This is a genomic window from Gibbsiella dentisursi, assembly GCF_039539505.1.
Taxonomy (GTDB): Bacteria; Pseudomonadota; Gammaproteobacteria; order Enterobacterales; family Enterobacteriaceae; genus Gibbsiella; species Gibbsiella quercinecans.
This window is the reverse complement of record NZ_BAABDG010000005.1, coordinates 1-21100: the sequence shown is the minus strand read 5'-3', so window position 1 is coordinate 21100 and position 21100 is coordinate 1. Positions and strand designations below refer to the sequence as shown.

At 52.5% G+C, this 21100-nt stretch carries 20 protein-coding genes, 3 tRNA genes, 2 rRNA genes and 1 pseudogene; 12 read left to right on the top strand and 14 right to left on the bottom strand.

From position 1 onward, the window contains the following. The first annotated feature begins 6 nt into the window (after positions 1-6). From ABFX35_RS14050 to ABFX35_RS14040, 3 genes are all read left to right on the top strand, one after another. Positions 7-246, top strand: coding sequence for a ribbon-helix-helix domain-containing protein (locus ABFX35_RS14050; protein WP_346081792.1), 240 nt, complete (start codon positions 7-9; stop codon positions 244-246). Between the two features lie 585 nt (positions 247-831). Next, the gene (locus ABFX35_RS14045) at positions 832-1569 is read left to right on the top strand and encodes an SDR family oxidoreductase (RefSeq protein WP_279028424.1); all 738 of its coding nucleotides are present in this window, start codon (positions 832-834) and stop codon (positions 1567-1569) included. A gap of 360 nt (positions 1570-1929) precedes the next feature. Then, a complete protein-coding gene (locus ABFX35_RS14040) occupies positions 1930-2184 on the top strand; it encodes a phage integrase N-terminal domain-containing protein (protein ID WP_279028422.1) in 255 nt (84 codons plus the stop codon). A gap of 262 nt (positions 2185-2446) precedes the next feature. Here ABFX35_RS14040 and ABFX35_RS14035 read toward each other — a convergent pair whose 3' ends face one another. Further along, a complete protein-coding gene (locus ABFX35_RS14035) occupies positions 2447-2692 on the bottom strand; it encodes a helix-turn-helix domain-containing protein (protein ID WP_279028421.1) in 246 nt (81 codons plus the stop codon). Positions 2693-2798: 106 nt separating this feature from the next. Here ABFX35_RS14035 and ABFX35_RS14030 point away from each other — a divergent pair, with 106 nt between their 5' ends. Beyond that, on the top strand, positions 2799-3062 hold the full coding sequence (locus ABFX35_RS14030; protein ID WP_279028419.1) for a helix-turn-helix domain-containing protein: 264 nt from the start codon (positions 2799-2801) through the stop codon (positions 3060-3062). Positions 3063-3165: 103 nt separating this feature from the next. Further along, a complete protein-coding gene (locus ABFX35_RS14025; RefSeq protein WP_279028428.1) occupies positions 3166-3435 on the top strand; it encodes a helix-turn-helix domain-containing protein in 270 nt (89 codons plus the stop codon). Between the two features lie 655 nt (positions 3436-4090). Here ABFX35_RS14025 and ABFX35_RS14020 read toward each other — a convergent pair. Together ABFX35_RS14020 and ABFX35_RS14015 are read right to left on the bottom strand one after the other, a co-directional pair. Beyond that, a complete protein-coding gene (locus ABFX35_RS14020; RefSeq protein ID WP_346081788.1) occupies positions 4091-4726 on the bottom strand; it encodes a hypothetical protein in 636 nt (211 codons plus the stop codon). 86 nt (positions 4727-4812) lie between these two features. Continuing rightward, a complete protein-coding gene (locus tag ABFX35_RS14015) occupies positions 4813-5133 on the bottom strand; it encodes a DUF2845 domain-containing protein (protein WP_346081786.1) in 321 nt (106 codons plus the stop codon). A gap of 1072 nt (positions 5134-6205) precedes the next feature. On the opposite strand from ABFX35_RS14015, the gene ABFX35_RS14010 reads away from it, so the two are divergent. Further along, positions 6206-7837 carry an FRG domain-containing protein gene (locus tag ABFX35_RS14010; protein ID WP_346081784.1) on the top strand — a complete coding sequence of 544 codons (1632 nt, stop codon included), beginning with the start codon at positions 6206-6208 and terminating at the stop codon, positions 7835-7837. Positions 7838-7858: 21 nt separating this feature from the next. On the opposite strand, the pseudogene ABFX35_RS14005 reads toward ABFX35_RS14010, so the two are convergent. Both ABFX35_RS14005 and ABFX35_RS14000 read right to left on the bottom strand, forming a co-directional pair. Continuing rightward, positions 7859-8012, bottom strand: a pseudogene (locus ABFX35_RS14005) (phage integrase N-terminal domain-containing protein); the annotation flags it as partial. A gap of 800 nt (positions 8013-8812) precedes the next feature. After that, positions 8813-9058, bottom strand: coding sequence for a helix-turn-helix domain-containing protein (locus tag ABFX35_RS14000; RefSeq protein WP_346081782.1), 246 nt, complete (start codon positions 9056-9058; stop codon positions 8813-8815). Positions 9059-9162: 104 nt separating this feature from the next. Here ABFX35_RS14000 and ABFX35_RS13995 point away from each other — a divergent pair, with 104 nt between their 5' ends. Beyond that, a complete protein-coding gene (locus ABFX35_RS13995; RefSeq protein WP_346081780.1) occupies positions 9163-9420 on the top strand; it encodes a helix-turn-helix domain-containing protein in 258 nt (85 codons plus the stop codon). Positions 9421-9506: 86 nt separating this feature from the next. After that, entirely contained in the window at positions 9507-9761 is a 255-nt protein-coding gene (locus ABFX35_RS13990; RefSeq protein ID WP_346081778.1) for a helix-turn-helix domain-containing protein, read from the top strand. A 2-nt stretch (positions 9762-9763) separates the two neighbouring features. Here ABFX35_RS13990 and ABFX35_RS13985 read toward each other — a convergent pair whose 3' ends face one another. The 6 genes from ABFX35_RS13985 to orn all read right to left on the bottom strand — a co-directional run bounded on the left by ABFX35_RS13985 (position 9764) and on the right by orn (position 14426). Next, entirely contained in the window at positions 9764-11083 is a 1320-nt protein-coding gene (locus tag ABFX35_RS13985) for a tyrosine-type recombinase/integrase (protein WP_428832195.1), read from the bottom strand. Positions 11084-11308: 225 nt separating this feature from the next. Next, positions 11309-11384, bottom strand: a tRNA-Gly gene (locus tag ABFX35_RS13980). 220 nt (positions 11385-11604) lie between these two features. Beyond that, a complete protein-coding gene (locus ABFX35_RS13975; protein WP_346081776.1) occupies positions 11605-12330 on the bottom strand; it encodes a substrate-binding domain-containing protein in 726 nt (241 codons plus the stop codon). Beyond that, complete coding sequence (locus ABFX35_RS13970) at positions 12330-13382, bottom strand: ABC transporter substrate-binding protein (RefSeq protein WP_346081774.1); 1053 nt, start codon at positions 13380-13382, stop codon at positions 12330-12332. Before ABFX35_RS13970 ends, ABFX35_RS13975 begins: the two co-directional genes overlap by 1 nt. Before the next feature lie 252 nt (positions 13383-13634). Then, positions 13635-13710, bottom strand: a tRNA-Gly gene (locus ABFX35_RS13965). A 170-nt stretch (positions 13711-13880) separates the two neighbouring features. Continuing rightward, positions 13881-14426 carry an oligoribonuclease gene (orn, locus tag ABFX35_RS13960; RefSeq protein WP_095846246.1) on the bottom strand — a complete coding sequence of 182 codons (546 nt, stop codon included), beginning with the start codon at positions 14424-14426 and terminating at the stop codon, positions 13881-13883. Positions 14427-14608: 182 nt separating this feature from the next. Here orn and rsgA point away from each other — a divergent pair, with 182 nt between their 5' ends. The 4 genes from rsgA to nudI all read left to right on the top strand — a co-directional run bounded on the left by rsgA (position 14609) and on the right by nudI (position 20591). Further along, a complete protein-coding gene (gene rsgA, locus ABFX35_RS13955) occupies positions 14609-15658 on the top strand; it encodes a small ribosomal subunit biogenesis GTPase RsgA (protein WP_095846247.1) in 1050 nt (349 codons plus the stop codon). Between the two features lie 79 nt (positions 15659-15737). After that, positions 15738-16634 (top strand): archaetidylserine decarboxylase, encoded by an 897-nt coding sequence (asd, locus tag ABFX35_RS13950; RefSeq protein ID WP_346081770.1) that lies wholly within the window; start codon positions 15738-15740, stop codon positions 16632-16634. A 14-nt stretch (positions 16635-16648) separates the two neighbouring features. Then, positions 16649-20002, top strand: coding sequence for a miniconductance mechanosensitive channel MscM (mscM, locus tag ABFX35_RS13945; protein ID WP_346081768.1), 3354 nt, complete (start codon positions 16649-16651; stop codon positions 20000-20002). Between the two features lie 163 nt (positions 20003-20165). Continuing rightward, positions 20166-20591, top strand: a complete 426-nt coding sequence (gene nudI / locus ABFX35_RS13940) for a nucleoside triphosphatase NudI (RefSeq protein ID WP_346081766.1) — start codon at positions 20166-20168, stop codon at positions 20589-20591. A 143-nt stretch (positions 20592-20734) separates the two neighbouring features. Here nudI and rrf (ABFX35_RS13935) read toward each other — a convergent pair. The 3 genes from rrf (ABFX35_RS13935) to rrf (ABFX35_RS13925) all read right to left on the bottom strand — a co-directional run bounded on the left by rrf (ABFX35_RS13935) (position 20735) and on the right by rrf (ABFX35_RS13925) (position 21096). Then, positions 20735-20850: ribosomal RNA gene (gene rrf / locus ABFX35_RS13935) — 5S ribosomal RNA — on the bottom strand. 41 nt (positions 20851-20891) lie between these two features. Then, positions 20892-20967 (bottom strand) — tRNA-Thr (locus ABFX35_RS13930). A 13-nt stretch (positions 20968-20980) separates the two neighbouring features. After that, a 5S ribosomal RNA gene (rrf, locus tag ABFX35_RS13925) occupies positions 20981-21096 on the bottom strand. Positions 21097-21100 lie beyond the last annotated feature (4 nt).

Here is a 21100-nt window from a genome sequence, read left to right as displayed (position 1 = left end):
CAGACCATGTCCCGAATCACGACAATGACCGTTCGCCTCAAAGGATCGTTAAGCGACTTTGTGGCCGCCAACGTAGGCGAAAACGGCGCTTACGACAACGTCAGCGAGTACGTCCGGGACAAAGAGCGAGTGGAGGCGGAAGCATTCGAACGACTCAAGGCCGAACTGACTCATGCCTTTGCTGCACCAGAGTCTTCAGACATATCACTGACTGCCGCAGATATCATCGCACGCAACAAGACCTGACCGTATGGCTAATGTTCGCATACAGGAAGCCGCCTCTTATCGTCTTGACGAGATCTACCGATACACGCGCAAGCGATGGGGTACAGAGCAAGCAGATTGCTACATTATCATTATTTTTCAGTAAATTACAAGATATAACCCCATGAAGTCGTATCGCGGAAAATATCCGCTGAACTTGGAGTAGACGGTTTCTTCTTTCGCTACAGAGACATGTTATCTACTGGCGCAGACTATCAAACGGCGACATCGGTATCGTGACGGTTCTGCACGAGCGGATGCATCAGATCGATCGGTTTCGAGAGGACTTTGGCATTTGATGGTGCTTAGGAGTGGTTATTATTAAATGAGTTAGGGCGCGTTGATTCGTACTTAATCTGACATATTACCACTCTGGTTCTATCAGATCTGACTGTCAGCTCAGTGCCAGGAGTAGACGTTGTCTTCCCACCTAGTTCGCTATTAAACATCTTGTAGTACAGCTTATTCCTCCCTTTTATGTGAAAATGGCACTAACTGAAAGATGCCAATCCACCTCCTCATGTATATCTACCTCCACACACAGTCATTAAGAAAGGATGGATGAAGATGCTGAGAGGTAAAAGAGCTGTGATTACCGGTGGCGGCGGTGGATTTGGTCAGGCGCTCTGCGTGTGGTTGGCGCGAGAAGGCGTCGAGGTGGATTTTAGCGCGAGGCGTGCTGATGATATTCACAAAACCTGCAGCATCATTACGGCTGAAGGCGGGATTGCAAAAGGGTATACCTGTGATTTAACCCAACCTGATGCCCTTTCTCTGTTTTCTTCACAGTTATTAACTTCAGACAAATCCATAGACATTTTGATTCTCAATGCTGCTCAGTGGCTGTCAGGATCGTTAGACGATCAACCAGACACGGAAATTATCAGTACTATCAGTTCAGGACTGACAGGTTCGATTTTACTGACTCAGGCATTGCTGCCCGGGTTAAGACGTTCAGAAAGCGCGGATATTGTCTCAATTATATCTTCCTGTGGGATTCCAAATTTTACGGATTCAATTGCGCACCCCGCTTTTTTTGCCAGTAAACATGGGCTTAGTGGTTTTACAAATAAACTTTCTCACCTGCTGTCCGAAGAGAATATACGTGTGACTGGGTTGTACCCCCCGGATTTCGAACTGACAGGGTTAAATACGTTTGTCGATAGCCAATCCAAAATGGGGGAACGTCTAATGAATGCGCGTTCGATCTGGGAAACCATTCGTTTTGTGCTGGGTCAACCGCGTAGTTGCCATATAAGTAACATCTACTTTGAAGGCCCCACTCGCGAAAAACTGGGAGATTAAGGCTCAATTTGGCGACGTTGAGCAGAGTGCTCAACGTCCACTCCTCGCTCTTCGCCAACTGTCAGATTTAGCCGCATCTTGCCACTGTTTATTCAATCTGCGTTGCATCAATTTCTTTCCATCCATCTGCAACAAAGGAGATTTTATCACGTTTTTCAGGCAGTCCCCTCAGCTCAGCTTTCCAGCAGGAAACAAGGCGGATACCTCAATCTGAGGCAACAGACGTTCTGAGCGTCTGGCCCCTGCCCTTCGGGGATCTTGTCGCAGTGAATGCGGCGAGTTGGCCATTACACTAACCCGATCTCCTCTCGGAACAAGCGAATTAACTGTAGCAAAAAGACCGACCAAAAGGAGGCTGGTTTGGATGACCTGACATGGACGCTGAAACAGCTTTGCCGACACAACCGGGACGGCAGCCATACCACGCAGGCTGACAGAAAACAGTCTCTGACGCTGATGGCTCGCCAGTTACGTGAGGGAGGTTTCCGCCAGATGCGCGCTACTTCGCTTAAAGGTAAGAATATCAACACCCTACTGACGCGCTGGCAATCAGAGGATTTGTCCGCCGGCACACTAAAGAACCGGCTGGCTGGCCCCGGCGATATGGCCAATTGAAGCCGGATCAACAAGCCATCGACCGTAAGGCGAGGCAAGTCATTAGTCGGAAACTGGGACATGAAAGACGACAAATCGTGTCACTCTATCTTGGACGATAAAAAGGGGTTTCTGGATCAAAAAGGCAGGAAATGGCCGAAGGGAATAGATATCAAGGAGCTGTGGGCCTCCCAGAAAAAGGCTCTCTGCCCTATTTCACAGTATCCCAGATATGGTCGCCAGCAGATGACGCCACAAACAGCCATCAAGCCCCTTCAGGTTTTCAATCCTGCTCCCCTTCCCCACCCTGCCCGCGCTGGCTCCCCTGATAGCGGGAAGGCCAGATCTCTTCCGGTTGTTTTTTCAATGCATCAGCAATTAAGCGCTCGCCCTTCGGCCAGTGCCGTGTCAGCGCATTTGCCAGCGTGGACGAGGCCAACCCCGCCGCTCTGGAAACCGCAGCCAGCGTTGTTCCCTGTTTTCTTAAACCAGCAATGATATCCGCCGGATGCCAGTCATTACCGTCCATATTCTTCTCCTCCATGATTTCAAACCGCCATGTTCAGTATCTCTAAACAACTACAATGTTAAGTAATGCTAAACACTAAGTCAATATCTTATCTACGGTGTTGATCATGCTTCCCAGGCGTCTTAAATCCGCGCGATTAAACGCGCATCTCACTCAGGAAAAACTAGGTACGCTGGCGGGTATTGAAGAGGAGACCGCGCGGTCACGCGTCTCGCAGTATGAAAACGGCATACATCGCCCGACATTCGAAATGATGTGTGCCTTTGCGAAAGTCCTAAATGTGCCGGAGGGTTATTTCTACACCGTTGATGATAAATTTGCGGCCATGCTTCTCGATCTTTACCGCCAATACAAAACGTATTCCTTCTGAATCTTTCTCTTTTCACTGGCTGACGCTGTTCAGGGACTCTAAACAACTCATATGTAAAGCAATGCTAAACATGACGTCAATATTGATTATTGATGGTGCCACTATGTTACCTGCTCGCCTTAAAGCTGCCCGTTTGCGTGCCAAAATGACTCAGGAAAAATTGGGAGTACTCGCTGGCATTGAAGAAGCAACGGCACGATCGCGCGTCTCTCAGTATGAAAGCGGCACACATCGCCCGACATTTGAAACGATGTGCGCTTTTGCGCGTGTCCTAAACGTCCCTGAAAGCTATTTTTATACCCTTGATGACGACTTTGCAGACATCATCCTGAAATTATATGAGGGTGAAGCCGTGCAGTGGAAAAAGGGATAATAATAAACTCACTAACAGCGGCGATGACGAACAACACAAAGGAATCACCCAACCAACAATCCTTTCGAGTACTGATTGATGTACGACTTCGGCGTGGTTGACGGAGATTTTAAGAGGTGTGCTTTGGAAACAAAAAAAGGGCCCGAAGGCCCTTTTTTTGTTGGCCTGCGGAGTTATCCACAAGCCCGTAATTTGGAGCGGGAAACGAGATAGTCATTTATCGCTCAATCTGCTGATTCAAAAAGGGTTTTTGGTACACCTCGTTGGTTAACTGGCTATATTGTGTACTAGGCTGGGGAGGTTGGCAAGGTGTCGGTAAATTATATTTTATCTTCCAATATGACTTTTTTCGTAGTGGTCAATTCTTGAGCAAACAGCCAAAAAAGCAAGTATCTCAATATTTCGTGATCATTTATTATTAATTTCCAATTAGGAAATGAAATTTTATTTATTAATTAATAACAGTCTATTATTATGTCCCTTGATTCAATGATAAAGAATTTTAATGTTTAGTAAAATATTATTATCTATAATACGAAGATGATATTATTTCAAGAGAAAACCAATATCTACATCAAATTAAAATCGTCAACAATCCATTTAAATCTCCGACATCTCATTTCACGAATTAACATTAGTTAATAGATAAATTTTATTAATTCTTATAGCCTAGTTCATATCTCATTCTCTTGATTATTTGGTTTCTTACTTCAACTAACTCGGACCCTAATTCCATCATTTTAACCTTACTGGGAGTATCAAAATAAAATTTACCTGTAATAAATGATTCAAGAGTCACTGTACTTCTAAGTTCTTCGAGCATTTGAGGTTGCAAGCTCATAATTTTATGATAAATACCTTCAAACTGGTCTAATAACTCTGTGAGCGAGTCCGAACATACAATACGAAGGCTGACCAACTCATTTGTAGCCTTTTGAAATCCTTCATTTATTCCCTTGGTAAAATTCTGCATTACTCTTTGATACTCAACGATTGACTCAGGAGAGCTGTTTGATTGATACAGTTTTAAACTCGCAGCCGGAAGTGTTTCCGAAAGGAATTTATCGTAGTCCTGTCCTGCCAGCTTGGCTGCTGCCTCCATTGTTTTGAAGTAGGATTGATACTCCGTTTTTCGAGTATCAAATAACTTTTCTTCACGCTCCCTTATCATCTTATATTTATGGAGAATAAATGGAAATAGTCCCGAAGATAACAGCATCATAAAAGCAGGGATTATATATTTAGGCTCTACCCATGCCCCATATAGATTACAGGATTCATTTACAATCATATATTCTCCATAAAAACCGACACTCAAATTTATCTAAAAAATAGAAGAAAATCCGTGGAAAAAATAAAAAATAGCCGTTTTTATGACTATTTTTTATCCCACCCAATAACTTCTCCGTTTTCTATAGTAATTCTTAAGGCATAGCGGCCTTTTCCAGTTTGATTATACTTCCAAACTTCTTTGACTTTTGTTTTCAAAACTTTCTGGTCAATATCTAATGGTTTACCCAAAGAATCCAATAATTGCTCTTTTGATTGCCCCTGCCAAAACATTCGTTTCATCAACCTATCTACGAGAGCAGCGTCACCGTATTTATTCATGAGTTTCGCTCGCCTATTCTTATTATGGAAGGCATTTAACACTACAAAACCAACAATTAAAAATATTACCCACCAATACCATTCCATACATCTGTCTCCTTTTAGGTATAACGCCTGAATTAAGCAACGTCGAAATGCAGCATCGACCTGAATGATTACATGTCATTACTGAATGATTTCACTAAAAATTTACATATTAAAGGATTTTCTGTGGTCAGCACGGAGTAATTTTGTGCTGAAATATGCCTAAAATATTCTGAACGCTGCGTCGTTTTGGTCTCGCTAGCAGACAGAAATTATAAATTAACTGGCCTATTATATTCTACCATAACCCTGCTTCACAAACCGCTCGTGCCCATCACCAATCTATCATTTTAGCCAATTGCAACATCAGCGCTAGTCCTGTGCATTTCTGTTGCAGAGCTGCAAACGCTTGCACTTCCCAGCTTAATCGTGACATAGGATATCCCCCATCCTCAATAACCTCTGTTCTCAGGCACGCGGCGATTTACGACACCGATTTACCGTGCCACACTATTAAAAATACCAGCACACCGGAGCAGTTAGGATATCGGTTATACACTCAGTGCAGCTGCCAGCATCAGCAGGGTAACCTCTTCAGGCAGAAAGCCTGCCTCAGGTATAGATTCAGTCCTCTTCTGATGAGTAGGTTTATAAGAATTGGCTCAAAAAATGTGTGTCAGATGACAGGTAATGCCAGAGCCCTCGGAAGCATAAGGGCTGTCGCAGGCCGGTGACCGCTTTGTAGCGAGCCTCACGATCACAGTTCTGACGTGTAGGGTCGCTATATTGCAAAAGGTAGACGCTCTACAGAGGTAAGCAGTACTCCCAAGCTGCCAGTCTGGAAACGATTGTCTCCCCCCTAGGAACAGCAGGTTCTCGGCGAGTGTTCGTATATGGCGGCGACCCGGCGCAGGTGGCCGGACACAAGGTACGCTGGCTAGTGTGTGGCTTCACAACTACCCAGCTACGTTGTCAAGCCCTTCAATTGTGATTTGATATCGAGCTTGAAGAGCGCACGACATCCATGCACGCTAGTAAAGCCGGGTATACAGGGTCTCTCCTTAATTCTTAGCTCGTCGCAGTGGGTAGGCACAATGAGATCGCCCCACAGTACTAAACAACCACAGTTATCGTTGTGGGCACAGTTCGTGACGAGCAGCGCTGGAAGATTGCTGAAGGAGTTCGTCATTGCAAAGTTCTTTTTGAAAAACCTCCTTGTCGCACTATGCTTGCTGCATCATATGGCGAGCTTTCGGAAATATTTATGCGAATTGCAACAGTGGCGAACGTCGAAGAGGCGATTGAACTCGCCTCGAACCTCAAGCGTGAGGGGAAATACAACTGGTTTCGCGGCCAAGTGCGGGCTGATTGGATGCCATCATCGTCAATGGAACGGAAGCTGAAATATGGCGCGAAACTGGACGACCTCAACAAAGATATTGCCCGTTTCCTTGATTGGGCACGTCTTGTCCCTGAATTGGCGTACCTCGCAGACACCGCCAACCAAAATTCATTGTTCGCAATACTACAACATTACGGCTACCCGACAACTTACATCGACTTCACCACTGATCCGAGCGTCGCCGGATTTTTCGCATCGGATACGTCGCAGCAACTCGATGAAAGCACAGTCTCAGCAATCTTCTGTCTTAACACCGAACATCTTGTCAACTTCTACAAGGAACACGCAAAGTTTATTGGTGCGGATATCAAGGTCGAACCAGTGTCAGTTGATGTCAGCAATCTATGGCGTCTTCAGGCTCAGCACGGCCACTTCCTATATGTAAACCACGATTGGTATCGCATATACGACATGGATCGAATTGAATTTCCATGGACTGGGTTACCTGCGTATCCGCCTCGACATCAAATTTATCCCACACAAAAGAGCCATCTTGAACAACTCCTCGACGAATTTAAAGTCTTAGAACAGCGGAGAAGAGGGCAAAAATACATGCATAAGATGATAGATGATCTAATCAGGAAAGGGGTAAAGGTCAAGATAGCATCGTTGATCAGCGATCCGGCAAGATACGAGAAGTCGGTGTTTGCCAAAGCACCAGTGCAACTCGAAAGCTGGAGCAAGGCGAAGCTTTCTCCATGGCTCTTGGAGCGTCAGGAACAGTTCCATGACGTAGTGGGAAATAGTATCGACATCAGTGTTCGGTCTGGGCTCGGTGCACCTTCCGCTCATTTGCAGGTCAGAACCGCATTTCTTGGCGCTCTGTCGCGAGAATCAGGCTTGCGGGCTCGTGCAACGGTTTGGAAAGTCGATGGGCTTGTGGGGCAATTGGAAGTCGACCAGTATCTATGCGCAATTCAATCCGCATGGAATGGCATGCGAAATCTGCCCTACAAGGACGACGATATCGCCGAAGCAATGGGGGCACTTACGCAGTTATTCTTAATTGGTAATTGCGACTCAATGGTGGGGCACATTAGGAACAGCAGCTTTAAGAAATGGATGCCCGATGCTTTTGAGATCGAATTTGGAAACGACATTTTAAATACGATTTCACGCGCCTCTTGCAGCGGCGATGCGCTCTTCCAATGTCTTGATTCGAGCTGGAGAGACAGTTGTAAGGACCAGAAGATGGTCTCCTCCGCTCACGGGGCGTTCTACTCCTGTTCAAAGCCAGACTGCATGTTTGAATTCGAAGCATTCGCTAGACTTTTTGCACGTCAAATAATCCCAGCCCAACTCGCTCAAAAGAGGCCAGTCATCCTATTCAACCCCGCTAAGCTGGATTTCGTCGGTAATCCTTAAATCAAATCAATAGAATAAGCATTTTGCTTTCAGATGCTGCACCGTGCGGATCTGAATATTCAAAGTCAGCAGGTGACTGGCAAGCCGCTCTGCAATCTTTAGTCGGTCATGTACCGTCTTGGCTGCCGCCAGCCTGTCGGGCTAACGTCTGCATTTCCCGGCTTAATCGTGACATATGCTATCCCCCGATCCTCAATAACCTCTGTTCTCCGGCGCATGGCGATTTACGACACGGGGGAAACCGTGCCGTACTGAACAATACCTGCGCGCCGGAGCGGCAGCGGTTGAGGTATGGCGGGGATATCGGTTATGCACTCGGTGCAGCCGCCTGCATCAGCAGGGTAATCCCCTCAGGCTGAAAGCCTGCCTCAGGTATCGGTTCAGTCCTCCTCTGATAAGTGGGTTGATGAGAATTGGCGCAGAAAATGTGCGTCAGATGACAGGTCGCGCCGGAAAGCGCTGTGGCGTAGGGGCTAGCGCAGGGATCGTTAGCGGCGTCACTTGCAACGGCTTTGCGCCGTATGAAGTGACGCCGCTGCCTCATGGATGCATTCGCTGAGGCAGCAAAAGGCCGCAGACGGTTGCGCCAGCTATAAGGAGTGTTGTACGCATCAGTGCGTATGCAAAAAGCAGTTGCTTGACGAAGAACAAACGGGATGCAGCCCTAAGGCGTTGGGATAAGTGAGCTACCATCGCCGCAGCGATCACCCGCAAAGTGGTAGCGGGGCGGGTTGGGAGTCGACCACACAGGCTGGGCCTGCGCGTTGCCTTGAAGGTCGTGGCAACATGGGAATGCTGCTTGCAGCAGCGGTGTGACACTGACAATCTACTGCGCCAAAATCCGTCTATCAAGCGGCTAACGCGCTGCGCTTGTTGGCTCCTTACTGGATTTCTATTCCATAGAAATCCAGTAAGGAGCGTCTAAATCCACTAACAGGATGAAAAAAATTTTGTAAATTTTCACCGGGTGGGTTTTCAATCCATCTCCCCTTCTCCGCCCTGCCCACGCCCGATATCCTGATAACGTGAAGGCCAGATCTCTTCCGGCTGTTTTTTCAGTGCGTCAGCAATTAAGCGCTCACCCTTCGGCCAGTGTCGCGTCAACGCATTCGCCAGCGTGGACGAGGCCAGTCCCGCCGCTCTGGAAACCGCAGCCAGCGTTGTTCCCTTCTTTCTCAAAGATGCAATGATATCAGCAGGATGCCAGTCATTTTTATTCATCTCTTTAACTCCTCTCCGTAACGAATTTCATTAATTATCCTATTTTGGGATAATTAATGAAATGACTGATATTCGATTTTGGGATATCAGTCAAGGTTAACGAAATGGCGTCAATTTATTCAGAAGAATATCAAAGCGTTATAAAAACGCTTCGGGCAGCCAGAATCAGGAAAGGCATCAGCCAGCAAAGTCTGGCCGAATCGTTAGGCCGACCACAGTCGTTTATCGCCAAAGTCGAAAATGGTGAACGCAGGCTGGATGTTGTAGAATTTGCCTGTATCGCGCATCTGCTATCCATCGATATCGCCACTGTCTTAGAAAAAATAATTAATAAAAAACAGTTAAATAGACATAAATCCTGATCAACCGCCAATGCTGTTAATCCTATTTTGGGATAAATCAATCCGTCATGGATAGTCAATCCGGTTTTTCTAACGGAATTGATCAGATGGCTTCCATTTACTCCGATGAATATCAACGCGTTATCAAGGCGCTGCGCGAGGCACGCATAGAGAAAGGGGTCACGCAGGAAAGTCTGGCTCAGGTGCTGGATCGCCCTCAGTCGTTTATCGCCAAGGTCGAAAACGGAGAGCGCCGGTTAGACATCGTCGAATTTGTCCACCTTGCCCGTTTGCTCTCAATCGATCCCACTAGCATCATTGGCAAGATCCCGGCGAAACATAAGCCGCTTAGCGCAAAATAATTTCACGTAACAACGGCGCGCCTTCCACAGGCTGCATCCAGTTGCTTGCCGCGATACCGATCGCACCGACACCTCGCGGCACAGCGGTTTTCATCACCGCTTCCCCCCCCCTCCCACCGATCCAACCTGTCGGTCCATTCCTGCATCATCATCCGCCGCTGCTCAACGTAAACCGCATGGTTATAGGCCGCCCGGATCTTATTAGGATCGGCATGGGATAGCTGCACCTCGATCCACTCTTTCGGATAGCCGAGTTCGTTAAGCGCCGTCGAGATCGTCGCCCGGATGCCGTGACCGGTTAGTCGGTTTGCATAACCCATACGTTTCAGCGCGCTGTTAAGCGTATTTTCGCTGATGCGCTTTTGCAGGTTGTTGCAGTTGGGAAGCAGGTAGCGTTGCGCCGGTCGTCGCTTCTGCAACGTTAAAAGCGCTTTCACGATGTCGATGGCCTGTCGCGGCAGTGGTACCACATAAGCCGGGACGCTGTTACCTTCCCGGCGCATCCTGACCTGCAACTGTTTGACCGATGCGGGCGGAATAATCCACAGCCCACGCTTAAGATCGAACTGGTCAGGTTCAGCAAGGCGCAACTCGCCGGTACGCACGCCGGTCAACAACAGCAGGCGTAAGCCCTGTTGGGTTGTCTCCTGCCCGTTGTAGTCGCGCAGCTTGCGCAAAAACGACGGTAACTCATCCATACGCAAAAAGGGATTGTGCGTCACCGGCGGTCGGGGCGCGGCTACAATATCCAGATCGCTTGCCGGATTGTAACGCACGCCTTTTTCCACTTTGGCATAGCGAAACAGTTGGTTCAGCCACGTTCTTACTTTCTCCGCGGTGGTAAATGCCCTCCGCCGCTCTATCCGGCGCAAGACGTCCAAAATATGTGACGGCTCTACATCGAAAATCGGCAGGCTACCCAGCGACGGCAGCACGTCTTTAGCGAAAATGCGATCGATCTGCGACAGCGTGCTTTGTCGTCCGCTCTCCAGACTCAGCGCCTTGAAGTCGCGCCACTGGCGGAATACGGCAGCAAAGGTATTCTGCGCCGCAGCGTTGGACTGCTGGCGATAGCTACGCGGATCGTTACCCGCAGCCAACTGCGCACGCAGTTCGTCGCGCTGCTGGCGCGCCTGTTTCAGGGAGACGGCGGGATAAGAACCGAGCGATATTCGCAGCTGTTTCCCCTGCAACGAAAAGCGGAAGTGCCATTTCTTCGCGCCTTTACCGGTCACGAACAGTGACAGCCCATCGCTATCGTTCAGGGTATAGGCTTTGCCGGTGGTGCGGGCCTGCCGGGCGACGGCATCGGTTAACGCCATAGGGGTTGCCTCCTTCAAGATTGAAGAGAGGTGTACCGCGCACAGGGAAGCGACTCAGCAAACAATCCACATCCGTAACGCACCCGATTTTCGTGTACTAATTTGTGTACTACTTCGGCGTGGTTGACGGTGGTTTTCAGTGGATTTCGCTGGATGCTCAACAGAGCGACTACCCTGTTGAATCAGAGAGCTACAGACTTTGGAGGAAGTCTATAGAAAAGAAATTGGAGCGGGAAACGAGGCTCGAACTCGCGACCTCAACCTTGGCAAGGTTGCGCTCTACCAACTGAGCTATTCCCGCAATACCAACGCAATAAAGTATTTAACTCTTTAATTAATAAAGGCTTTAATACTTGAAAGCGTTTGGAATGCGCGAATTATGGCCCTGATGGCCGGGCATGGCAAGTGCTTTTTTCACGCCAGCGGTTCGATTGGTTACAACAACGCCAAAGCGGGCAACTTTCGGCCAACAACCGCGCCTGCTGCCCAAAAATCGCCACGCCATTGCCATAGTGGCGTGCTTAACAGCCGAGTTTGGCGCCACCAAAGCCCGCAGCCACCAGTATGCCCTGCGCTGCGGGCGAAAGCAGGAAATCGGCCAGCGGCTTTGCCTGCACGGTACATTGGGCCAGCGCGTAGCAGGCGGCAACGTTGTAATCATCAGGGATCGGCAATACCGCGAGATCGGGCTGCCGGCGCAGCTTTTCAGCGTAGCTGGCATAGCCGATGAACATCTCGGCCTGCCCGCTGCGGATCAGCCAGCTTGCCGCCAGCGCCCCAGATGGCACCGCTGGGCTGTGTGGGCCACCGACCAACGGCAACGCCCGCTGGCGTAGCGTAGCGCCCAGACCGGGATGGCGCTGGTCCAGGGTATCGAACAGTTGCCAGGTATAATCGCCGGAGGGATCGCTCACCGGGGTGGAAGTCGCCAGGCGCAGCGCCGGGTTCATCAGCAGGCTCAGCCAATTCTCTCCAGCGGTCAGGCAGTTGCTCGCCACGGTTAAACACAACCGGTTGGCGGCAAACGGCAACGTCGCCAACGCCAACCCTTGCCGGCACAGCGCGGCCGGGTGCGCCTGGTTGGCGGAAGCGAAAAGATCGCAACCTTCACCCTGCTCAATGCGTTGGCGCAGTAACCCCGCCGGGCCAAACTGGCTACTGACGTTGATGCCGCTGCGCGCGCTAAAACATGTCATCAGCGGCCCCCACACGCTGCGCAGACTGCCCGCCGCCAGCACGCGTAGCATTATTCGGCGCCCTGATAGTGGGTGCGGTAAAAACGCTGGTACCAACGGTCGGCCTGCTGTTGCATATCAATATCGCGGAATTTTTCCGGGTAGAGCTTTTTCGCCATCCAGAGTTCGCCGAGCGCCATGGCCTCAGGCATCGGGTAGCCCCACGCCTTGGCATACTCCGGCATCAGATAAACCCGGTGGTGCTGTACCGCATCGATCACCTGCCATTCGGCACCAGTATTGATTGCATCCACCACCTGCGGGTAACGATCCTGAACAAAAATCACCCGTGGGTTCCAGGCGACAATCTGCTCCATAGAAACCTGCTTATAACCTTTGACGGTGGCGGCCGCCACGTTCAGTGCGCCGGCATGCGCCATCATTAACCCTGTGTATTTGCCAGAGCCATAGGTGGTCAGTTCGGGATTGGCCATATAAGCACGAACGCGCTCGGCCGCCGGCAGGTTTTTCAGGCGTTCGCTCACCAGTTTGCGGGTGGCGAATGTGGCATCGATCAGCGCTTTGGCCTCTTGCTGTTTATTCACCACCTCGCCGATCAGTTGGATCCCTTCGCGCACGCCCAGGTTATAAGCCTGTTCTTCATCCGCCATGCTGGGGTTGAGGCGCGCCTGCTGGCCCGGATCGTCATGGCGCAATGAAATGGCGATCACCGGTATGCCCAGGCGGCTGATGCTGTCGATCATCTCTTGCGGCGCATAGTTGGTGACGAACACCACCTGCGGATGCAACGCCACCAGCGATTCGGCGTTCACATGGGTGAGATCCCCCACCAGCGCCATACCGGCCAACCGTGGGGCCAGGCGAAGATAGTGTTCGCCCAGTTGCTGTTTCCAGTCGGCCTGCACGCCCACAATTTTGTCTGTCGCATTGAGTTGCACCAGCAGGTTGAGGGTCTGGTGCTGAAGCACCGCCACGCGATCTACCCGATCCGGTATCGTCACCTGCCGCCCTAACTGATCGGTCACCACGCGGTCTGCCCAGCTAAATAGCGGTAGCAGCAATAGACATACTGCTATAACGCCACGGCGCACACCATATCCCATTTTATGACTCCACATTATCGTTATATAACTCGCGATATAATGATAAAGGGGCGCACCTAACCGGTAAAGCAGGCAACGATACGATTCCATAACCGCGTTGGTGGAATTGCCGCGGATTTATCTTTCAGCATTGAAGAAAAACACGTTGGGGATGTTCAGATAGCGAGCGCCAGCTCAGCGGAAAAGCAACAAAAAAAGGGCCCGAAGGCCCTTTTTTCGCTAGCCTGCAGAGCTATCCACAGGCCTGTAATTTGGAGCGGGAAACGAGGCTCGAACTCGCGACCTCAACCTTGGCAAGGTTGCGCTCTACCAACTGAGCTATTCCCGCAGCGTATCAGCAACAAACTTTTTGCAAAATTCTTCACCGGTACGGGGTGCGCATTATACGAGAAATTCGCTTCGCCGCAAGCCCCTTATAGCAAAAAAATGCATTTTAGCGCCGACTGCTGATTAAATCGGCAATTGGGCGAGTTTTCCGCCGCTGGCGCCCGGTATCATTCAAAGCTGAATAAAATGCTCACGGTAATACGCCAGTTCCGCCACCGATTCACGGATATCATCCAGCGCCTGGTGGGTACCCTGCTTTTTAAAACCGGCCAGAATTTCCGGCTTCCAGCGGCGCGCCAGCTCTTTCAGCGTGCTGACGTCCAGGTAGCGATAGTGGAAGTAAGCTTCCAACTGCGGCATATAGCGGAAAAGGAAGCGACGATCCTGCCCCACGCTGTTGCCGCAGATAGGCGATTTCCCTGCCGGCACCCATTGTTCCAGAAAGGCAATGGTCGCCAACTCGGCGGCGTGATCGTCGTATTGGCTGGCTTTTACCCGCTCAACCAGGCCGCTGGCGGTATGGGTACGCACGTTCCAGTCATCCATCAGCGCCAACTGCTCGGCAGACTGGTGCACGGCAATCACCGGCCCTTCCGCCAGGATATTCAGATTGGCGTCGGTGACCAGGGTCGCGATCTCAATAACGCGATCGCGTTCAGGATCCAACCCGGTCATCTCCAGATCGATCCAAATCAGGTTGTTTTCATTTCCTGTCATGATATTTCCTGCATAAAAGCCGAAAGGTAAACCAAGCCTGGGCAGCCGGGCGTGCTGTGCCGTTCGCCCACGGGGTTCAGTACGCGCCGCCTGGCGGTGAACAACGGTTATTTAATATAAAATAGTGTGTATCATAGTCTTTTTAGTCGCCACCGGCGACAAAGCCGAGCATGTGAGGTGCAGTGAGCAAGAACAAACTGTCCAAAGGTCAACAACGCCGCGTTCAGGCGAATGTCCAACGCCGTCTGAAACGCACAGACAATAAGCCTGAGCCGGATGACTCCCAACTGGGTGAACCGCAGGAGGGCATCGTCATCAGCCGTTTTGGCATGCACGCCGACGTTGAAGCAGCGGATGGTAGCCAGCACCGCTGTAACATTCGCCGTACGCTGCGTTCGCTGGTGACAGGCGATCGCGTGGTTTGGCGGCCCGGCGTTGGCAGCCATGCCGGGGTGAAGGGCATCGTTGAAGCCGTGCACGAGCGCAAATCGGTCCTGACGCGCCCCGATTTCTATGACGGCGTTAAACCGATCGCCGCCAATATCGATCAGATCGTCATCGTTTCCGCCATTTTGCCGGAGCTTTCGCTGAATATTATCGATCGCTATCTGGTCGCATGCGAAACACTGGAAGTCGAACCGCTGATCGTACTGAACAAAATCGATTTGTTAGATGAGCAGGCCCGCACCAAGGTTGACGGGATGATGGCTATCTATCGCAATATCGGCTACCGCGTGCTGGAGGTTTCCAGCCGTACCCGCGAAGGTATGGAAGCCTTTGAACAGGCGTTGGCCGGCCGTATCAGTATTTTTGCCGGCCAATCCGGCGTGGGCAAATCCAGCCTGCTCAATGCCCTGCTGCCCCCTTCCGAAGAGCAAATTCTGGTAAATGACGTTTCCGATGTCTCTGGCCTGGGGCAACATACCACCACGGCCGCACGGCTTTATCACTTCCAGCATGGCGGCGATGTGATCGATTCGCCAGGCGTGCGTGAATTTGGCCTGTGGCACCTGGAGCCGGAACAAATTACCCAGGGTTTTGTCGAATTCCGTGATTATTTAGGCGGTTGTAAATTCCGTGATTGCAGCCATGACAACGATCCCGGCTGCGCGCTGCGTGCGGCGGTCGAACGCGGTGAAATCGCACAGGTGCGCTTTAGCAACTACCACAGCATCCTGGAAAGCATGGCGCAGGTGAAAGTCCGTAAAAACTTCCCGGAAGCCGAAGGCTAAACCCCAAACCGGGCGCGCGTTGACAGTGGCGGCCATGCCGCTACAATGCGCGCCCTTTACCCAAATTCAAGAGGTTTACGTGCTGGATAGCATCAAGATTAACTTACAGTATTGGTTGCCAAAACAGGCGTTAACTCGCCTGGCCGGTTGGGGCGCAGAAAAAAAAGGCGGCTGGCTGACCCAGTTGGCGATTAAAGCTTTCGCCCGCGTTTACAAGGTCAAGATGCAAGAAGCGCAAAACCCGGAATTGGCTTCCTACGCTACCTTCAACGACTTCTTCGTTCGCCCGCTGCGCGACGGCGTGCGCCCGATTGCCGGCACCGATAACGTGCTGGTGCTGCCCGCAGATGGCGCCATCAGCCAGTTGGGGCCGATTCAAGGCGATCAGATCTTCCAGGCTAAGGGCCACAATTACAGCCTGGAAGCGCTGCTGGCAGGCAATTACCTGCTGGCGGATAAGTTCCGCAATGGCCTGTTCGCCACCACCTATCTGGCCCCCAGTGATTACCACCGCGTGCATATGCCTTGCAACGGCGTGCTGCGCGAGATGTTCTACGTGCCGGGCGATCTGTTCTCGGTCAATCCGTTAACCGCCGCCAACGTCCCCAACCTGTTTGCCCGCAACGAGCGTGTGATCTGCGTGTTTGATACCGCCGTGGGGCCAATGGTGCAAATTTTGGTGGGCGCGACCATCGTCGGCAGCATCGAAACCATCTGGGCTGGTAGCGTAACCCCGCCGCGCGAGGGCATTATCAAACGCTGGACCTACCCGGCAGCAGGCGAGGAAGGGGCCATCAGCCTGGCCAAGGGGGAAGAAATGGGCCGCTTCAAGCTTGGCTCCACAGTGATCAACCTGTTTACCGCCGGCAGTGTGCATTTTGAGCCACGGCTGAATAACGGCACCGTCACCCGGATGGGTGAAGCCTTTGCTGAAATCGCTGCGGCGCCGGCCGTACCTGACTCTCCACACGTTTAAAAGGGGCCGATGCTGTGCGCCTGATTGTCATGTTATTGCTCAGTTGGTCGCTGGCATTTCCAGCGCTGGCAGCATCCATTCCCACTGAAGCACAGCTCCGGCAGGAGCTGAAACAGGCGGAAAGCAACAAAAGCGCGCCCGGCCAGGCCGAAGCGGTCGTGGCGCTGCAAAGCGCGATTAACTGGCTGGCGGAGCGTAAAGAATCACTCACTAACGCCGAGCAGTACCAGCGAGTGATCGACGACTTTCCGAAAATGACGCAGGAACTGCGCCGCCAGCAGACCATCGAAGAAGCCAAAACGCTTCCCTCCGGGGATAACCTGCCGGCCAGCGAGCTGGAACAGCAGATCCTGCAAACCAGCAGCCAACTGCTGGAACAAGCGCGTTTGCTGCAGCAAGAGCAGGATCGCACGCGTGAAATAAGCGATTCGCTCAGCCAACTGCCGCAGCAGCAAAGTGAGGCACGGCGGGCGTTAACGGAAGTGCAACGCCGCCTGCAAGCCCAGCCGGCCAACCCCACCACGCCGCTGGCCCAGGCGCAGCTTTTTCTGTTGCAGGCCGAAGCCGCCGCACGTAAAAGCAAGGTTGATGAGCTGGATCTGGCGCAGCTTTCCGCCAATAACCGGCAGGAACTGGCGCGTATGCGTGCCGATATCTTCAAAAAGCGCCATGAGAAAATCGACATCCAATTACAGGCGCTGCGCAATAACCTGAATGCCCAGCGCCAGCGTGAAGCCGAACTGGCGCTGGAAAAAACCGAACAACTGGCGGAGCAGAACGGCGATCTGCCGGCCAGCATCAATCAACAATTGCAAATCAACCGCGAACTCTCCACCGCGCTTAACCAGCAGGCGCAGCGTATGGATTTGATCGCTTCCCAGCAGCGCCAGGCTGCGGCACAAACGCTGCAGGTGCGCCAGGCGCTGAGTACCATCATCGAACAATCCCAATGGCTGGGTTCATCACCGGTGCTGGGGGAAACCCTGCGGGCGCAGGTGGCAACGCTGCCGGATATGCCAAGGCCACAGCAACTTGATAGTGATATGGTGCAACTGCGCGTACAACGCCTGCAGTTCGAAAGCCAGTTGGAAAAGTTACCACAGCGCGCACGGGCACTGAAACAGGACGACGGCGCCGATCTGACCGAAGCACAGCAGCGCATTGTCGATGCGCAGATCCGCACCCAACGGGAACTGCTGAATTCGCTGCTTTCCGGCTGCGACACCCAGATCCTGGAACTGACCAAGCTGAAGGTCGCCAATACCCAGTTGGCCGACGCATTGAACGAAATCCGGGATGCGGCGCACCGCTATCTGTTCTGGGTGCCGGATGTCAGCCCAATCACCCTCTCCTACCCGATTAACGTCGCGCACGATCTAACGCGCCTGTTGTCGCTGGATACGCTGTCGCAGCTTAGCGGCGCCTTTATGATGATGGTGACCAGCAGGGCCACGGTGATCCCGCTGTTAGGCGCGGTGTTGCTGGTGATTTTCAGCATCAACTCCCGCAAGCACTATCACGCCTTCCTCGCCCGCGCCAGCAGCCGGGTGGGCAAGGTCACCCAGGATGAATTCTTCCTGACGATGCGCACGGTATTTTGGTCGATACTGGTGGCGATCCCGCTGCCGGTGCTGTGGGCGGCGTTAGGCTATGGCCTGCAAAACGCCTGGCCATACCCGGTGGCGGTGGCGATTGGCGATGGCGTGACGGCCACGCTGCCGATCCTGTGGCTATGCATGATCAGCGCCGCCTTCGCCCATCCACAGGGGCTGTTCATTGTTCACTTCCGCTGGCCGGTGCGGCAAGTCTCGCGCGCCATGCGCTATTACAAGATGTCGGTCTGGCTGATTGTGCCGCTGATTATGGCGCTGATCACCTTCGATAATCTTAACGACCGTGAGTTTTCCAATACGCTGGGGCGGCTGTGCTTCATTCTTTTGTGCCTGGCGTTGAGCCTGGTCACCAACAGCCTGAAACGTGCCGGGATCCCGCTGTATCTGGATAAGAAAGGCTCCGGCGAGAACATGTTCAACAGCGCGCTCTGGGGGCTGTTGCAATCGGCGCCGCTGGTTGCAGCGCTTGCCGCCGCCATCGGCTACCTGACAACGGCGCAGGCGTTACTGGCGCGCCTGGAAACCTCGGTGGCCATCTGGTTCCTGCTGTTGGTGATTTACCATATCATCCGCCGCTGGATGCTGATCCAACGGCGCCGCATCGCCTTCGATCGCGCCAAACAGCGGCGCGCTGATATTCTGGCTCAGCGCGCCCGCGGCGAGGAAGAAACATCGCACCCGCAAAACAGCACTGAAGGCGCCATCGACGTGGATGACGCCGAGATCGATCTGGATACCATCAGCGCGCAGTCGCTGCGCCTGGTGCGCTCTCTGCTGACCTTGACCGCACTGGTGTCGATGATCGTGCTGTGGTCGGAACTCCATTCCGCCTTCAGTTTCCTGGAAAACATCACGCTGTGGGATGTCACCTCGACGATCAACGGCGTGGAGAGTATCCAGCCGATCACCGTGGGCGCGGTGATGATTGCCATCGTGGTGTTGATCATTACCATGCTGTTGGTGCGCAACCTGCCGGCGCTGCTGGAACTGGCGGTGCTGCAGCATTTGGATCTGACGCCGGGCACCGGCTATGCCATCACCACCATTACCAAATACCTGCTGCTGCTGTTTGGCGCGATCTCCAGCTTCGCCTGGATTGGCATCGAATGGTCGAAGCTGCAGTGGGTGGTTACCGCGCTCAGCGTGGGGCTGGGCTTTGGCATGCAGGAAATCTTCTCGAACTTTATCTCCGGCCTGATTATCTTGTTCGAGAAGCCGATCCGCATTGGCGATACGGTGACGATCCGCAACCTGACGGGCACCATCACCAAGATCAATACCCGCGCCACGACGATTTCAGACTGGGACCGCAAAGAGATTATCGTGCCGAACAAGGCGTTTATCACCGAGCAGTTTGTTAACTGGTCGCTGTCAGACGCCATTACCCGTGTGGTGTTGACGGTGCCGGCGCCAGCAGAAGCCAACAGCGAAGAGGTCACCCGCATTCTGCATAACGCGGTCGTGCGCTGCTCGCTGGTGCTGGATAACCCGCCGCCGGAGGTGTATCTGGTCGATTTGCAGCAGGGTATTCAAATCTTCGAACTGCGAATGTATGCCGCCGAGATGGGCCACCGTATGCCGCTACGCCACGAAATACATCAGTTGATCCTGGCCGGCTATCAGCAGCACGGTATTGCGTTGCCTTATCCGCCGTTCCAGGTGCGTACGGAAACGCTATCGCGGATGACCAACAACGGCCGCACGGCGCCTTCAACCCCAACGCCCAGCACTAAACGCGAGTCTGGCGGGCTGTAGGCGATAACACGCCGGGTAATCCGGGGCAGAAAAGCCGGTAGCGCATTGCGTTGCCGGCTTTTTTTATATCCCGCGTGCCAGCCAGCTATCACTGATGCTGGTAACCTGTAGCCACGGGATGTTTGATATAGTGATAGCAATAATTGCGCTACGGAGGCGGCATATGCGCCAGAGGATTATCGTCTGCCCACTGATTGAAAATAACGGGGCATACCTATTGTGTAAAATGGCGGCCGATCGGGGCGTCTTTCCCGGCCAGTGGGCGCTACCCGGTGGCGGGATGGAACCGGGGGAAACCATGGAAACGGCGCTAAGAAGGGAGATCAGGGAAGAACTGGGTGATGCGCTGCAAATAACCCAGATCACGCCATGGACGTTCAGAGATGATATTCGGGTGAAAACCTACCCAGGTGGTAAACAAGAAGAAATCTACATGGTGTATCTTATCTTTGACTGCGTCAGCGCCAACCGCCAGATCACGTTCAATGAGGAGTTCCAGGAGGTTGCCTGGGTGAGCCTGCATCAACTAGGGCAGTTGGATCTGAACGAGGCCACGCGTATCACGCTGGCGCACAAAGGGCTGCTGTAGAGCCGTCCGCGGGGGAAATGTGGTGCCGATGGACACCCGCTTTCCCGGCCAGGCATAAGGATAAACACCGCTGCCGCAGATTAACGAATGGCACAAAGCAAAAAGCCCCGCGCTTTCGCACGGGGCTTTCTACTTTAATTGATTCCTGGCAGTTCCCTACTCTCACATGGGGAGACCCCACACTACCATCGGCGCTACGGCGTTTCACTTCTGAGTTCGGCATGGGGTCAGGTGGGACCACCGCGCTATCGCCGCCAGGAAAATTCTTTTGTGCCGAACTACTAACCCACTCACTATAAGTGGTGCTGATACCCAGAGTCGAACTGGGGACCTCACCCTTACCAAGGGTGCGCTCTACCAACTGAGCCATATCAGCACGCAAATTTGATGCCTGGCAGTGTCCTACTCTCGCATGGGGAGACCCCACACTACCATCGGCGCTACGGCGTTTCACTTCTGAGTTCGGCATGGGGTCAGGTGGGACCACCGCGCTATTGCCGCCAGGCAAA